Raw genomic sequence first — 14237 nt, forward strand, 5'->3', positions numbered from 1 at the left:
CACCCCTTTTTATGGTTATGAATTAATTGGAGATTACGCCACTTTGGTTTTGTCAGTTCGGGAATCACCCTTGTTGTCAGTCCATGTGATTTCGACTGTGTCACCCACTTTGCCGCCTTTGAAAGAAAAGGACAGGAAGGGATTCTTGGACACCGCTGGGCCCCAATTGGCCATCAAAACCACTTTGTCATTGCACTTGGCCGTGACGTTTTGAATAAACCATGCGGGCACAAGGCTGCCATCGGAGGCTTTGCGCTGGCCGGTTTCCATTTCATGCGCCATCAACACTTTCACTTCCACTTCGTCGCCACTGGCTTTGGCGCGAATTTTCATTGGATCACCCATGTTTTTCTCCTGAATTTTTTAATTAACCGCCACAACCACCGAGGGTCACCTTGACCTCTTTCTTGGCAAAGTAATACTTGCCATCGGCCTTCACGAGCGCATACACATCGCTTGACTTACCCATTTTTACGCGTGTATTCACCTTGGCATCTGTGCCAGCAGGAATCATGAATTGAGCAGACAACATGGAGGGATTGTTTGCCACCAGCAAAGCCACTTCTGTGGTGTTTTTCAGCTTGCTGTCGGCACCCACTGGCACCACCGCACCGTTTTCGGCGATATCAGGTGCAATCACTGTGATGTCTTTACTCTCAGTGGGCATACCTGCACCCAGTGCTTTCATCAGCTCGTCCAACGACTTTGCACCGAATGCTTTCTCGGGATAACCGGCCGCTGCAAATACCTCGTTTGGTTTGATCAATCCGGCAGCAACTGCCAAGCCCAGCACTGTCAGGCCTGAAGAGGCCTTCAGCACGGTGCGTCTGTTTTGGTTCATTGACTAATTCCTCCTAAAAATTTCGTGAATCACTTCTCTTGGACCCGCCCCGTCACTTCATTGTTCACTGCGGATTTGTTGTGGGCCTGTGACAAAGTCGACACACCCCGAACAGGTCCCACCAAACGGTTCTGGTCCTGTAGATTGCCATGTGCATCACGTGCGTAATCGGGCAAAAAAGAAATGACTTTCGCGTCAGGTTTGCAGTTTGACATGCAACGCGGCTCTTTCACATCGGGTTTACCCGAGGGCAACCACATGCCATGGTTGGTTTGCATGCCATTTCGATTCGGCAATTTGGCTTGGGTTTGCGTCATGTTTTGGTCGCTCAGCACAAAGTCGTCGCCCACCACACCACCCATATTCAAAATATAGGCTGTCACCGCATACACTTCCTCAGTGCTCAGGCTTTTCGGCGCAGTCCATGGCATTGCGCGATTGATGTAATCCCACAAGGTGGACAAGGTTGGGACTTTCATCAAGGTGGTTCGCTGTGGGGCCGAACCATCTTTCAATGATTGCACACGACCCTTTTTAATATCTTCCGCTGTGGTACCACCCACAATTGGTGTAAAGATTTCATTGCTTTCGCCAAACACGCCGTGGCAAGAGGCGCATTGCGCATCCCACACTTCCATGCCCTTGGCCACACTGCCGCTGCCTTTGGGCAAACCGACAAAATCAGGGCGAACATCAATGTCCCAGGCTTTGACTTCATCGGGAGTGGCCACACGCCCCAAACCGTCAAACGCCTGGGCAGCTCCTGTTTTCCAAAGCAGCGAACACAGCAACACAGCCACCGCAGCATGGCTGAGCAGGCCGACTAATTTGGTCCTGTTCTCCATTTTGTTCATTTTCACCCCACATGCACGTTGTGCACTTCACCAGCGGCATCCACGCGCCAACTTTGAATTGCGTTGTTGTGGTAAATGCTTTTGTCATCGCGTTTTTCGCGAAGAGTTCGGTAGCTGGGCTGAACATAACCGGTGCTGTCCACTGCCCTGCTTTGCAACAAGACCTCACCTTTGCCGTCCCACACCCAAGGCAGGTTGAAACGGGTCAGCGATTTGTCATGAACCGGGCCTTGCAATTTGGCTGTTTTCCAGCTTTTCCCGCCGTCAGTTGAAACATCAACCGCTGTAATTTTTCCCCGGCCGCTCCAGGCCAGCCCCGTGATGTTGTAGAAGCCAGGGCCGAGTAACTGTTGACCACCGGAAGGCGTGGTGATTACCGATTTGCATTCCTGAATCGAGGTGTACTGGCGATGCGTGCCATCTGGCATCAAATCAACATAGTGAATGGCCTCGTCTTTGGTGCCATAAGGTTTGTCACCCACTTCAATGCGGCGCAAGTACTTCACCCAGCTTACGCCTTGCACGCCCGGTACGACCAAACGCAGGGGGTAGCCGTTTTCGGGGCGCAGCATTTCTCCATTTTGGCCATAGGCCAGCAACACTTCACCACTTTCAACCAACTCCATGGGAATGGTGCGGGTCATGGAGGAACCATCGGCACCTTCGGCCAAAATGAAGCGTCCCTTCTTCAGATCCACACCACAGTATTCCAGCACCTTGATCAGCGGCACACCTGTGAATTCGGAGCAACTCAACATGCCGTGCGTGTACTGAACGGTGGGCACTGCAACATTGGCCCATTCCATACCCGAATTGGCGCCGCACTCAATGAAATGAACCCGGGAAACCGATTCCATGCGCATGAGTTCATCCACCGTGAACACCATTTGCCTTTTCACCAAGCCGTTGATCATCAAGCGGTGCTGGGTGGGGTCGATGTCCCACCAACCTTGGTGGTGACGCTCAAAATGAAGCCCTGATGGCGTAATGATTCCGAACAAGCCCTGCAAGGGGCAAAATGAAACAGAGGAGCCACCCACACGGGTCAGGCCCGGAGACTCACGGCGTTGCAGGTTCTTCTCATACTGCGAAGGCATGCCATAAGGCATGGTGGCCACGGGTTGCCCCAACCCTTTGCTGTGTTCAGGCAAATTCAGAATGGCCGGGTCGCCCTGCGCTGCCATGGCAAACCGGGGCGAGACCACCATAGCACCTGCTGCACTGCTGGCCACCGCTGCGGCAAATGCTTTCTTGAAAAAACCACGGCGGTCTGTGTCGCTGGCACGGTTGACGAAAGCAATGTCACCGCGACTGACAAAATTTTCCGGGGCTCGTCGAATTTGGCCCAACGGAGTGCCTGAAGGAATGTCAAACGACACAAATGTCTCCTGGATATGATCATTGTTGCCACATTGCGCATCGCACTTAATATTTATATGCGCATATGCTCATATCTAGAATTTACGCTCTAAACTTCACTTGTGCAAGCAGTTTGACGCTAGGGTTTCTTCTTAGTCTTTTGCCCGGCCTTTTGCTCAGTTTTCCGCTTTCTCAGGCTGTCATGGTCGATTTTGTAGTCGGGTTTGGAGATGCCCTGGCTGCTGGGGTCTGTGGGCAACACATTGTGTACAGCCTGTGCACCCACTTTGGCCACAAGGCGCACCGTGTCGTAGGCTGAGTGGGTAATTTTCTTCTCCACCATGTGCACAGCCGATGAAATTGGCGCAATTGGACGAATCTTCTTCAACACTGAAAACGGAATGTCTGCAATTCGGCGATGCACACCCTCAACCTGACGCGTGCCTTCGTCAAGCGTGGCAGATACCAAGTCAACGATGCCTCGCAAATGCGGTTCAAGTGACTTTTTTCGGGACATACAAACCTCTTTGGGCCTTGATTGTTGTTGATCGAATTCTAGAAGAGATTCGAATTCAGCGGTAGGCAAACCATTCCACTGTAAAATAACCAAATTCAGAGACAGATTCAAACATTGTGGCAATTATTATTTACGACCTGGAGTGTGAATACTCCCACCGCTTCGAAGGCTGGTTTCGATCCAACGAGGATTTTGATGACCAACGCGAACAAAAACTGCTGACCTGCCCCGAGTGTGGCACATCTGCCATTCGCAAAGTGCCCTCCAGGATCAACATTGGCGGAAAGGCACCTGTTGGGTCCAAAGGTGGTGAGGCGAAAAGCGCCGATGTGCCAGCCGCACCCGCAGCGCAAAAGCCCAACTCAGTAGATGTGGCCACTGCCTTTGTCATGGCCCGCCAGGCCATTCAGGCCTTGATTAATCACTCGGAAGACGTGGGTGACCGCTTTGCGGAAGAGGCTCGCAAAATTCATTATGAAGAAGCCCCCATTCGCGCCATTCGCGGACAAGCCAGCCCCGAGGAATTTGAAGAGTTGCGTGATGAGGGCATTGAAGTAATCGCCCTGCCTGTGCTGCCCAGTGAAGAAGAATTGAACTGACCCCAGCGGCCATCAGTGCCGCTTATTTCACGCGGCGCTTTTCGAGTTTGCGGGCCAGCGTGCGTCGGTGCATGCCCAGCCGGCGCGCCGTTTCCGAAATATTGAACTCGGTTTCCACCAGGACCTCGTGGATTCGTTCCCATTCCAGGTTTTTGATCGAAGTGGTCCGGTTGGTGAGTTCAACGGGTTCGCTACCCGCCACATGGCCGAAAGCTGCTTCGATGTCGTCGGTGTTCGAGGGTTTGGCCAAGTACTGGCAGGCCCCCAGTTTAATAGCCTCAACTGCGGTGTTAATACTCGCAAAGCCAGTTAACACCACAATCAACATGGCTGGGTTGTGTGCATGCAGGGCCTGAACGCAATTCAGGCCTGAAGAATTGCCGCTTAGCTTTAAATCGACCACTGCATGGGTTGGCGTTTGCTTCAAAAGTACCGCTTGCATTTCTTCCTGGCTGCTGGCGTGAAGCACTTTGTAATCACGCCGCTCAAATGAACGCTTTAACACGCGGGCAAATGCCTCGTCGTCTTCAACCAGCAACAAAAGCCTTTCCATACTGCTACCTTGGCTCATGGCGATTTGTTCTCCTGCAAAATCATGGCATTTAACGGCAAGGCAATCACCACTTCCGCACCGCCCTCTTTGCGATTGTTCACCGTGAGTGTGCCGCCCAATGTGCGCGCCACATTCATGACCAGAAACAAACCAAGACCACCACCCGGGCGACCCTTGCTCGAATTGTAGGGCGTGCCCACCTGTTCAAGAATGTCGGCCCTGAAACCCGGGCCTTGATCGGCGACGGTTAAAAACAATTGTTCCTGATTTTTGGACACTTCAAATCGCAACCAGTTCGGTGACACTTCCAGTGCGTTGTCCAGCACATTGAACACCATTTGCTTCACAGTTGAATCAAACGCAACGGTGAATTCTTCGTCAATGCTGTTGGTGTATTCAAAGTACTGGGCTGGGCGGCTGCTTTCCCACTCTTCCACCAGGCTTTCGAAAAACTCGTTCAGGCTGGTTTTTGAAGAAGACTCCCCACGCGTTTCGCCTGCCGACAATAAAATGCCACTGACAATGCTTTTACAACGAAGCAGTTGCCCTTCAATTTCCTCGATTTCTTCCAGCATGGCTGGGTCTTTTGAAAATTGGGGCATGCGTTTCCAGTCGCCCAACACAACAGACATGGTGGCCAAGGGCGTACCCAGTTCATGTGCCGCACCACTGGCCAACAGGCCCATTCGCACAATGTGCTCTTCCTCCGCGGCGCGCTGCCGCAGGCTGGCCAAAGCGGCGTCACCAGCGCGCAAGTTGCGCCCAATTCGTGTAATGAAAATAACCAACAAAGCCGCGTTCAGTACGAAGCAAATGACCAGGCCTGTGGCATACAAATCGGCAAGTTTGTAAGTGCTGTTCAGCGGCCACACCAGTGGCTTGTTGACGATCGACAAAAAAGCCAGACACAGCGTGGTAATGGCCACCACCAGCCAGGTCGATTCTGCACGCAACAACACCGCACTTAAAATAACCTGCAACAAAAACAGAAATACAAAGGGATTGTTAATACCGCCGGTGAAATAAAGCTGTGCTGTCAGGCTGGCGATATCCACCAGCATGGCCAAAAACAATTCGCGATTGCTGACCACGCGTTCTTCGTGCCAGCGAAGATGGCTGCCAATATTGAACGCGATCAGGCACACCATCACGGCCAACATGTTAAACAGGGGCAACTGTATGCCAAAGCCCCAAGTGGCGACCAAGATAGTGGCGATTTGACCACCCACAGCCAACCAGCGCAGGTGAATCAAATGCAACATGTTTTTGTGGCCGGTTTCATTCAATACGTTTGTTTCATCAAACGCGCTGGCGCCTTGGCGAATGGAAACAATGTCGGAATTAATGGCCATTGAAATACGAATCCTGCTGGGGAACCTGAAAAAGCGGGCTTAGGCCTGAGTAGCTTGCTTGCGATTCAGCCACACGGTGATACCCGCCACCATCAAGGCCAAAGCATACCAAGTGAAGGCGTACACCAAATGGCTGTTGTGAAACTTGATCACCGTTAATCCATCGACCGGGTAAGTTTTCGGGGTAAACCCCGTGATTTCCTCTCCCAGATTTCGGGGAGTACCTGCATCGATGAAATAAGGCGCAACTGTTTGCAAACTGTAGTGCTTCGAGAGTGCATTAGTGTCGCGAGAATACCAGCGTGAGTTGGCAGGATCATTTTTGCGAAGAAAGGCACCATCGGCTTCACTGATTCGGAGCAAGCCGCGCACTTCGAACTGACCCTGGGTATTATCAACTGTCATGGGGTCGGCTTCATTCACCGGAATGTACCCCCGATTAATCCACACAATCTCGCCGTTGGCCTGGCGCAGGGGCGTGAGTAACCAGTGCCCAGCCCCCAATGCGGTGGTGGCCTGCACACGAGTGGTGTACTGGGGCAGCAAGGCGCCTTGCAGTTTCACGTTCAAATATTCATGGGTATCGCGGTTTACGGCCGGCCATTCAGCTGCTCTCGGTGCATCAACAGGCGGAGCATGCACCCGGTTTTCAACCCGCTCAATCAGGTCGAGTTTGTAGTCAAGCCTGAAAACCTGCCAGGTGCCGAGCGAAAGGAATACGGTGAAAAAAAAGGCCGCCAGGGCAAAGCCCAGCAGCCTTTTGATTGAACTGGATGCATGCACTGAATGGGGCTTTGACACATCATTCATCCTGCACCACACTCCTTCACTTCAACTGTTGAATCGACTCAATGGCCTCGTGATTCATGCCCGGCATCATATTGGTGTTCAAGTGGTACATCACCCAAATTGAACCCACCAGCGTGATCACCACAATAATCAGGGTGAACATCAAGGCCAGCATGGTCCAGCCACCTTCCGATTTGCTGTTCATGTGCAGGAAGTAAACCATGTGCACCACCATTTGAACAGCACCCAGCGCCAGAATCACCAAAGCCGTGGTGGTTGAACTTTCAAATACCCCGCCCATGACCAAGGCGAACGGGATTACCGTCAGGATAACTGCAAGCACAAAGCCGATGGTGTAATCGCGCATGCTGACCTGTACTTCATCTTCATCATCGTGGTGGTCGTGATGGTCGTTGGCGTTGTGTGGATGTGCGCTCATGGCAATACTCCCATCAAATAAACGAAGGTAAACACACCGATCCAGATCACATCGAGGAAGTGCCAGAACATGGAAAGGCACATCACGCGGCGGCGGTTTTCAACAATAAGACCGTGCTTGTTCAATTGGAACAACAACACCACCAGCCAGATGATGCCGAAGAACACGTGCAAACCATGGGTACCCACCAGTGCAAAGAAGGCGGTCAGGAAACCACTGGTTTGCGGTGTGGCACCAATGCTGATGAAATGCCAAAATTCGTAGATTTCAACAGCCAGAAACGCCAGACCAAGCACGCCGGTGATGGCAAGCCACTGAATGGTTTTCTTCAGGTTGCGGTTTTGCATGCCCACCATAGCCACGCCATAGGTGATTGAACTGAGCAACAGGAATGCTGTGTTCAGGGCCACCAAATTCAGGTCGAAAATTTCTGCACCAGTGGGGCCACCGGCATAGTTGCGACCAATCACTGCATAGGTCGCAAACAGACAAGCGAATATCAAACAGTCGCTCATCAGGTAAATCCAGAAACCCAGCGAGGAACCGTTTTTCGGGTGGTGATCTTTCACGTAATAACGTGAACTTGGATCAGCCGATGCAGTCCCGGCTGCATTCATCGCTGAATTCATCACTAAATCAGACATGGGCTTGCTCCAGTTTCGTGCGCGCGTCTTCCGTGCGGGCCACTTCGTCTGCCTTGATATAGAAGTCGCGTTTGTAATTGAATGTGTGTGCAATCACAGCCACCAACAAGGCCACTGAACCACCTGCGGCCAGCCACCAAATGTGCCAGATCAGGGCAAAACCAATGACCGCGCTGATTGCAGAAATAATGAAGCCTGCAGCGGTGTTCTTGGGCATGTGAATATCAACAAAACCATTTGTTGGGCGCTTGTAGCCATTCTTTTTCATGTCAGCCCACGCATCGGTGTCGTACACCACGGGAGTAAACGCAAAGTTGTACTCTGCGGGCGGGCTTGAAGTTGCCCACTCCAGCGTACGACCACCCCAGGGGTCACCGGTGGTGTCGCGCAACTTGGCGCGATCACGGTATGTTGCGTAGAACTGCATGATCATGGCGGCAATACCCACTGCAATCATGGCTGCACCCAGGGCTGCAATCTGGAACCAGATTTGCAGGGACGGATCTTCAAACTGGCTCATGCGACGTGTAACACCCATGAGGCCCAACACATACAGTGGCATGAAGGCGAAGTAGAAACCAATGACCCAGAACCAGAAGGACACCTTGCCCCAGAATTCATTGAGCTTTACGCCCAGCGCTTTGGGTGCCCAGAAGTTGATGGCTGCGAACAGGCCAAACAACACGCCACCAATAATCACATTGTGGAAGTGAGCAATCAGGAACAGGCTGTTGTGCAGCACAAAATCAGCGGGCGGTACAGCCAGCAACACACCTGTCATGCCACCGATTACGAAAGTAATCATGAAGGCAATGGTCCACATCATGGGCAACTCGAAACTGATTTTGCCTTTGTACATGGTGAACAGCCAGTTGAATATTTTCGCACCCGTGGGGATGGAAATAATCATGGTGGTAATGCCGAAGAAGGCGTTAACACTGGCGCCGCTGCCCATGGTGAAGAAGTGGTGCAACCACACCAGGTAGGAAAGAATGGTAATTACGACCGTGGCGTACACCATGGAGCTATAACCAAACAGGCGCTTGCGGCTGAAAGTGGACACCACTTCAGAGAACACGCCAAACAGCGGCAGAATCAGAATGTAAACCTCGGGGTGGCCCCAAATCCAGATCAGGTTCACGTACATCATGGAGTTGCCACCCAGATCGTTCGTGAAGAAGTTGGTGCCCAAATAACGGTCCATGGTCAACATGCCCAATACGGCAGTCAATACCGGGAAGGCGGCAACAATCAACACGTTGGCACACAGCGATGTCCAGGTGAAAATCGGCATTTTCATCAGGCTCATGCCAGGGGCACGCATTTTCACAATAGTCACGATCAGGTTAACACCCGACAGCAAGGTACCGACCCCCGCTATTTGTAGGGCCCAGATGTAATAGTCAACCCCCACATACGGACTCTGGAAAATTCCAGACAATGGTGGGTAGGCCAACCAGCCGGTCATTGCGAACTCGCCCACGAACAGCGATGCCATGATCAGCGCAGCACCCATGGCCGTCATCCAGAAACTGAAGTTGTTCAGGAACGGGAACGCAACATCGCGTGCACCAATTTGCAAGGGGATCAGGTAGTTCATCAGGCCCGTGATCAAAGGCATGGCCACAAAGAAAATCATGATCACGCCGTGGGCCGTGAAAATTTGATCGTAGTGATGCGGTGGCAAAAAGCCTTCATTGCCGTTGAAGGCAATGGCCTGTTGGGCACGCATCATGATGGCGTCTGCAAAGCCACGCAACATCATGACCAAACCCAAAATCATGTACATGATGCCGATTTTTTTGTGGTCAATGCTGGTGAACCAGTCGTTCCACAACGTACCCCACAAACGATTCTTGTGAATCAAGGCCAGCAGTGTGATCCCGATCAGAATGGTCACTGCCAGCGTACCCATAATAATGGGGTCGTAGTACGGGATCGCGTTGAGTGTTAGCCGCCCGAATATCGGGCTTGTTTCAATTGGATACTGAGTCATAGCCGTTCTTCTTGGATGAAGTAATGAGTGGAAGCGCGTCCGCGTTGGGTGCAATGGTGCACATGGCTTCATTGATCAGGATTGCCAGTTCGTCGGCTGACAAATTGGTGCGATTGCGCATGGAATCCGCCATCATTTGTGTGTCCATACACACCGTACCTTCGACTACGCAACGGTTCACAATGGCGTGAAACAGGTTTTGCTCCACCTTGCCGTAGTACTCCACGGGGTGCTTGGTGGTGGGCTTCTCGAGTTCAAGGTAGGATGCACGGTCCAGCTCTTTGCCGTACGATTTGTTGCGCGCTACCCAATTGTCAAACTCATCCTGACTAACGCCGCGGTATTTGAAGCGCATGTGTGAAAAACCGGCACCACTGTAATTGGCCGAAAAACCTTCCCACTCGCCTTGCTCGTTGATCACCGCATTCAAAGTAGTTTCCATGCCAGGCATGGAGTAAATTTGACCGGCCAGCGCAGGAATGTAGAACGAATTCATTACGGTGCTGGAAGTAATCTTGAAGCGCACGGGCACATTCACTGGGGTTACCAGCTCATTCACGGTCGCAATTCCTTGCTCGGGGTAAATGAACAACCATTTCCAGTCCAGCGATGTAACCTGCACAACCAGTGGCTTGTGGTCGGCTGGCAGCGGTGTGCTCGCGTCAATCCGATCCAATGGGCGATAGGGGTCGAGTTTGTGGGTACTTACCCAAGTGACCAAGCCCAGAATAATGATGATCAGCAAAGGCGCGCCCCAAATAACCAGCTCCAGCTTGGTGGAGTGGTCCCATTCAGGATCGTACTCAGCTTGCGAGTTGGCCTTGCGATACTTCCACGCAAAAAAGCAAGTGAGGAAAATAACCGGCACAATGATGATCAACATCAACACTGTGGAAAGCACGATCAAATCGGCCTGTTGCGATGCGATATCCCCCTTGGGGTTCATCACAATGGTGTTACAACCTGCAAGCAGGAAAAGCGGCACCAGCAACAAAAGACTACGTTTCAGTGGCTTGAACATAATACCCAGCACAGTTAGGAAATGATTTCATGCTAATTTACTGACATGGGGTGGCGCTGGGCATTGGACATATTGTCCCAGTCGGCAAATTCCACTTTCAACCCATTGAAAATAAAAATAATATTGTCGCAAGCAAAGATTCGAGGAGAACTTCAAATGTCCGGCACAAGTACAATTCACGCGGAACAAGGCGTCACACCGGGCCACCATGGCAGCAACAGCAACGTCACACCTGGCGAAATTGCCATTGGGGTGGTTATCGGGCGGGCTTCTGAATATTTCGACTTTTTTGTGTATGCAATTGCCTCGGTGTTGGTGTTTCCTGCGGTGTTTTTCCCGTTTGAAGATCCGCTCACCGGCACGCTTTACTCTTTCCTGATTTTCTCGTTCGCCTTCGTCGCCCGCCCCTTGGGCACTGTGGCCTTGATGATGGTGCAACAAAAATTCGGGCGAGAAACCAAATTGACTGTGGCTTTGTTCATGCTGGGTATTTCCACGGCGGGTATTGCTTTCTTGCCCAGCTATGCTTCGCTGGGCGCTGCTGCCATTGTGTTACTGGCTGTGCTTCGAATTGGTCAAGGTCTCGCGTTTGGCGGCTCCTGGGATGGTTTGCCTTCACTTTTGGCCTTGAATGCCCCTGAAAACAAACGGGGCTGGTACGCCATGTTGGGCCAACTGGGAGCCCCAATCGGCTTCATCATCGCGGCTGGTTTGTTTGCCTATCTGTTGTCTGCGTTATCGACAGCCGACTTCCTGGACTGGGGCTGGCGCTACCCCTTTTACGTGGCATTTGCCATCAACGTGGTAGCCCTGTTTGCACGCCTGCGCTTGGTGGCCACCAGTGAATACGCACGCTTGCTCGAAGAGCGCGAACTACAACCCGTGAAAGTCACTGAAATTGTGGGCTCGCAAGGCCACAATATTTTGGTGGGTGCTTTGGCTGCATTGGCCAGTTACGCGCTGTTCCATGTGGTTACCGTGTTCCCGCTGTCCTGGATTGCCCTGCACTCCGAGCGCTCTATTTCCGAATTTCTGGTCATTCAAATTGCAGGCGCGGTGTTGGCTGCCGGTGCTGTGGTACTCAGTGGCGTGATCGCCGACAAACTGGGTCGCAGAAACACCCTGGGCTTCCTGGCAATTTTGATTGCTTTGTTCAGCTTCTTCGTGCCCCACATGATGGGCGGTGGCGACAACGGGCAAACCGCATTTATCCTGATCGGTTTCGTTCTGCTGGGTTTGTCTTATGGCCAGGCTGCTGGTGCAGTAACTGCCAACTTCAAGGCCAAGTACCGCTACATGGGTGCTGCGCTTACCTCCGATTTGGCCTGGCTGGTGGGCGCGGGTTTTGCGCCACTGGTGGCCTTGGGTTTGGCCGCGCATTTCGGTTTGGAATACGTCAGCCTTTACCTGCTTTCAGGCGCTGTGGGCTCACTGGCTGCGCTTAGCCTGAACCGTGCACTTGAACTGAAAGACTAAAGCTGAAAGTAATATGATTTTCAACACGCAATACCCGCTTGTGCAGGCGCCCATGGCGGGTGTGCAAACCAGTGCGCTGTGCATTGCGGTCAGCAATGCCGGCGGCTTGGGCTCCCTGCCCTGCGCCATGCTCACTGCCAGCCAACTTCGCACCGAATTACTGGCCATCCAGGAAGGCACCAAGAGGCCTTACAACGTTAATTTTTTTGCCCATACTCCACCGGAAATAGACGCGGCGCGCAACCTGAAATGGAAAAACGCACTGGCACCTTATTACAGTGAAATGGGCTTGAACATTGAAGAGTTTCCAAGTGGCCAGGGCCGAACACCGTTCAATGCGGAATCAGCTGAACTGCTCGAGGAATTCAAGCCGCCCTACGTCAGCTTTCATTTTGGTTTGCCCAAACCTGAATTGCTGAAGCGCGTGAAAGCCATGGGTGCACAAATTATTTCATCTGCGACCACGGTGGACGAGGCACTTTGGCTTCAAGCCCAAGGTTGCGACTTCATCATCGCCCAAGGTTTGGAAGCTGGCGGACACCGCGGGCACTTTCTGAACCATGATTTAAACCTGCAAATGGGCACATTTGCGCTGTTGCCGCAAATCGTCAAAGCTGTAAATGTACCCGTGATAGCCGCTGGAGGAATTGCCAGTTCAAAGGGCGTAACCGCAGCCATGGCTTTGGGTGCAGGTGCAGTGCAAGTGGGTACCGCCTACCTGCTGGCACCGGAATGCAGCACCAGCGCCATTCACAGAAAAGCATTGCAAAGTGAGGCTGCACGCCACACGGCATTGACCAACCTGTTCAGTGGCAGGCCTGCACGCGGCATTGTGAACCGGGTGATGCGTGAACTGGGTGCCCTGTCTGAATTCCCACCCGAATTTCCATTGGCCACACCCGGTATTGCGCCACTGCGGGCCAAGGCAGAAAGCATGGATTCAGGCGACTTTTCGCCCCTGTGGGCCGGGCAAAATGCCAGTGAATGCAAAAATGCGAGCGCTGCGATGATTACCCACGAGCTCGCGCAGGGATTTTAGACCAGGAATAAACCAGCTAAGTCCTGCATCCAAAAGGGATTTTTGGAAGTATAAATAGCATATACATCCAATAATATCCGCGAGACATGCACCACCCCTTTCAGGCCTCAAGGCGCAAACACGCCCTGTTTGTATTGTGCGCCGCCATTGTACTGGCGGCCTTTGGTTTTTACGCTTACAAACTCTCGGAAAAATCGGCCAACACAATCAACCCGATCGACTCGGGATTCGCAAGAAGCATGCTGCTGCACCACGCGCAGGCCATTCAAATGTCGATGATGATGCGCGGTGCCGCTTCACCTGAAATTCAGGCTTTGGCGCAATCCATCATCATGAAACAAACCCGTGAAATGGGTGTAATGGAAGGCTGGCTAACAGCCTGGAACGAACCCGTGATGGTGGATGGCCCACCCATGGCCTGGGTTGAAAATGCCACCAACGTGCGCCACCTGGACGATCAGCTTTATCAGGCCCAATGCAAGGCCGATGGCGGTGCCATGGCCGGTGTGGCCACACCCGAACAACTTGAACAACTCAAAAACGCCAATGGCATTGAGAAAGAAGTTTTGTTTTTGGAGCTGATGCTGGCCCACCACCGCGCCGCAATTCCCATGGCCTGGTTTGCAAACCGCAACGGTGAAACAAGCCTGGTCAAAGCCCTGGCCAGCGCCATGATTCGCGACCAAGGCATGGAAATTGGCTGGATCCAATTGAAATTACAACAACTCAAAAAATCCTGAACTGGAGACATTCCCCAT

Annotated in this window: 15 protein-coding genes and 1 pseudogene; 4 read left to right on the forward strand and 12 right to left on the reverse strand. The window is 52.3% G+C overall.

Annotation, left to right across the window (positions count from 1 at the left end):
- Positions 1 to 33: 33 nt before the first annotated feature.
- From soxZ to B4C79_RS12565, 5 genes and pseudogenes are all read right to left on the reverse strand, one after another.
- Positions 34 to 345, reverse strand: a complete 312-nt coding sequence (soxZ, locus tag B4C79_RS12545; protein ID WP_171098787.1) for a thiosulfate oxidation carrier complex protein SoxZ — start codon at positions 343 to 345, stop codon at positions 34 to 36.
- Between the two features lie 22 nt (positions 346 to 367).
- Positions 368 to 841 carry a thiosulfate oxidation carrier protein SoxY gene (soxY, locus tag B4C79_RS12550; protein WP_105028914.1) on the reverse strand — a complete coding sequence of 158 codons (474 nt, stop codon included), beginning with the start codon at positions 839 to 841 and terminating at the stop codon, positions 368 to 370.
- Positions 842 to 924: 83 nt separating this feature from the next.
- Positions 925 to 1686, reverse strand: a pseudogene (locus B4C79_RS12555) (c-type cytochrome); the annotation flags it as partial.
- 11 nt (positions 1687 to 1697) lie between these two features.
- Positions 1698 to 3074, reverse strand: a complete 1377-nt coding sequence (soxC, locus tag B4C79_RS12560; protein WP_291742131.1) for a sulfite dehydrogenase — start codon at positions 3072 to 3074, stop codon at positions 1698 to 1700.
- Between the two features lie 119 nt (positions 3075 to 3193).
- Positions 3194 to 3571 (reverse strand): hypothetical protein, encoded by a 378-nt coding sequence (locus tag B4C79_RS12565; RefSeq protein WP_105028912.1) that lies wholly within the window; start codon positions 3569 to 3571, stop codon positions 3194 to 3196.
- 116 nt (positions 3572 to 3687) lie between these two features.
- Here B4C79_RS12565 and B4C79_RS12570 point away from each other — a divergent pair, with 116 nt between their 5' ends.
- Complete coding sequence (locus B4C79_RS12570) at positions 3688 to 4170, forward strand: DUF1178 family protein (protein ID WP_240605701.1); 483 nt, start codon at positions 3688 to 3690, stop codon at positions 4168 to 4170.
- 22 nt (positions 4171 to 4192) lie between these two features.
- Here the strand turns inward: B4C79_RS12570 and B4C79_RS12575 are convergent, their stop codons facing one another.
- Genes B4C79_RS12575 through cyoA form a run of 7 tightly spaced genes read right to left on the reverse strand, consistent with a single transcriptional unit; the run spans position 4193 to position 10964 of the window.
- Positions 4193 to 4741: a response regulator transcription factor gene (locus B4C79_RS12575; protein WP_291739256.1), complete on the reverse strand. Its 549-nt coding sequence runs from the start codon at positions 4739 to 4741 to the stop codon at positions 4193 to 4195.
- Entirely contained in the window at positions 4738 to 6075 is a 1338-nt protein-coding gene (locus B4C79_RS12580) for an ATP-binding protein (protein WP_171098780.1), read from the reverse strand. Before B4C79_RS12580 ends, B4C79_RS12575 begins: the two co-directional genes overlap by 4 nt.
- A 39-nt stretch (positions 6076 to 6114) precedes the next feature.
- A complete protein-coding gene (locus B4C79_RS12585; RefSeq protein WP_291739257.1) occupies positions 6115 to 6885 on the reverse strand; it encodes an SURF1 family protein in 771 nt (256 codons plus the stop codon).
- A gap of 16 nt (positions 6886 to 6901) precedes the next feature.
- Positions 6902 to 7303 carry a cytochrome o ubiquinol oxidase subunit IV gene (cyoD, locus tag B4C79_RS12590; RefSeq protein ID WP_291739258.1) on the reverse strand — a complete coding sequence of 134 codons (402 nt, stop codon included), beginning with the start codon at positions 7301 to 7303 and terminating at the stop codon, positions 6902 to 6904.
- Positions 7300 to 7947, reverse strand: coding sequence for a cytochrome o ubiquinol oxidase subunit III (cyoC, locus tag B4C79_RS12595; RefSeq protein ID WP_105028906.1), 648 nt, complete (start codon positions 7945 to 7947; stop codon positions 7300 to 7302). The genes cyoD and cyoC overlap by 4 nt, the downstream gene beginning before the upstream one ends.
- Positions 7940 to 9943 carry a cytochrome o ubiquinol oxidase subunit I gene (gene cyoB / locus B4C79_RS12600; RefSeq protein WP_291752088.1) on the reverse strand — a complete coding sequence of 668 codons (2004 nt, stop codon included), beginning with the start codon at positions 9941 to 9943 and terminating at the stop codon, positions 7940 to 7942. The genes cyoC and cyoB overlap by 8 nt, the downstream gene beginning before the upstream one ends.
- Positions 9924 to 10964: a ubiquinol oxidase subunit II gene (cyoA, locus tag B4C79_RS12605; protein WP_291752090.1), complete on the reverse strand. Its 1041-nt coding sequence runs from the start codon at positions 10962 to 10964 to the stop codon at positions 9924 to 9926. Before cyoA ends, cyoB begins: the two co-directional genes overlap by 20 nt.
- A gap of 156 nt (positions 10965 to 11120) precedes the next feature.
- Here cyoA and B4C79_RS12610 point away from each other — a divergent pair, with 156 nt between their 5' ends.
- The 3 genes from B4C79_RS12610 (at position 11121) to B4C79_RS12620 (ending at position 14219) form a co-directional block, all read left to right on the forward strand.
- Positions 11121 to 12440 carry an MFS transporter gene (locus tag B4C79_RS12610; protein WP_171098770.1) on the forward strand — a complete coding sequence of 440 codons (1320 nt, stop codon included), beginning with the start codon at positions 11121 to 11123 and terminating at the stop codon, positions 12438 to 12440.
- 13 nt (positions 12441 to 12453) lie between these two features.
- Positions 12454 to 13479 (forward strand): NAD(P)H-dependent flavin oxidoreductase, encoded by a 1026-nt coding sequence (locus B4C79_RS12615; RefSeq protein WP_291741930.1) that lies wholly within the window; start codon positions 12454 to 12456, stop codon positions 13477 to 13479.
- A gap of 86 nt (positions 13480 to 13565) precedes the next feature.
- The gene (locus tag B4C79_RS12620) at positions 13566 to 14219 is read left to right on the forward strand and encodes a DUF305 domain-containing protein (RefSeq protein ID WP_291741932.1); all 654 of its coding nucleotides are present in this window, start codon (positions 13566 to 13568) and stop codon (positions 14217 to 14219) included.
- Positions 14220 to 14237 lie beyond the last annotated feature (18 nt).

Source organism: Limnobacter sp. UBA7229 (assembly GCF_002473065.1).
Taxonomy (GTDB): domain Bacteria; phylum Pseudomonadota; class Gammaproteobacteria; order Burkholderiales; family Burkholderiaceae_B; genus Limnobacter; species Limnobacter profundi.

What these genes read in the sequence shown, in the direction of transcription:
- cyoA (WP_291752090.1), bottom strand. Translation starts at nt 10,964, where the DNA reads ATGTTCAAGCCACTGAAACGTAGTCTTTTGTTGCTGGTGCCGCTTTTC.
- B4C79_RS12610 (WP_171098770.1), top strand. Translation starts at nt 11,121, where the DNA reads ATGTCCGGCACAAGTACAATTCACGCGGAACAAGGCGTCACACCGGGC.
- B4C79_RS12615 (WP_291741930.1), top strand. Translation starts at nt 12,454, where the DNA reads ATGATTTTCAACACGCAATACCCGCTTGTGCAGGCGCCCATGGCGGGT.
- cyoB (WP_291752088.1), bottom strand. Translation starts at nt 9,943, where the DNA reads ATGACTCAGTATCCAATTGAAACAAGCCCGATATTCGGGCGGCTAACA.
- soxZ (WP_171098787.1), bottom strand. Translation starts at nt 345, where the DNA reads ATGGGTGATCCAATGAAAATTCGCGCCAAAGCCAGTGGCGACGAAGTG.
- B4C79_RS12585 (WP_291739257.1), bottom strand. Translation starts at nt 6,885, where the DNA reads ATGAATGATGTGTCAAAGCCCCATTCAGTGCATGCATCCAGTTCAATC.
- cyoC (WP_105028906.1), bottom strand. Translation starts at nt 7,947, where the DNA reads ATGTCTGATTTAGTGATGAATTCAGCGATGAATGCAGCCGGGACTGCA.
- B4C79_RS12565 (WP_105028912.1), bottom strand. Translation starts at nt 3,571, where the DNA reads ATGTCCCGAAAAAAGTCACTTGAACCGCATTTGCGAGGCATCGTTGAC.
- B4C79_RS12575 (WP_291739256.1), bottom strand. Translation starts at nt 4,741, where the DNA reads ATGAGCCAAGGTAGCAGTATGGAAAGGCTTTTGTTGCTGGTTGAAGAC.
- cyoD (WP_291739258.1), bottom strand. Translation starts at nt 7,303, where the DNA reads ATGAGCGCACATCCACACAACGCCAACGACCATCACGACCACCACGAT.
- B4C79_RS12620 (WP_291741932.1), top strand. Translation starts at nt 13,566, where the DNA reads ATGCACCACCCCTTTCAGGCCTCAAGGCGCAAACACGCCCTGTTTGTA.
- B4C79_RS12580 (WP_171098780.1), bottom strand. Translation starts at nt 6,075, where the DNA reads ATGGCCATTAATTCCGACATTGTTTCCATTCGCCAAGGCGCCAGCGCG.
- soxY (WP_105028914.1), bottom strand. Translation starts at nt 841, where the DNA reads ATGAACCAAAACAGACGCACCGTGCTGAAGGCCTCTTCAGGCCTGACA.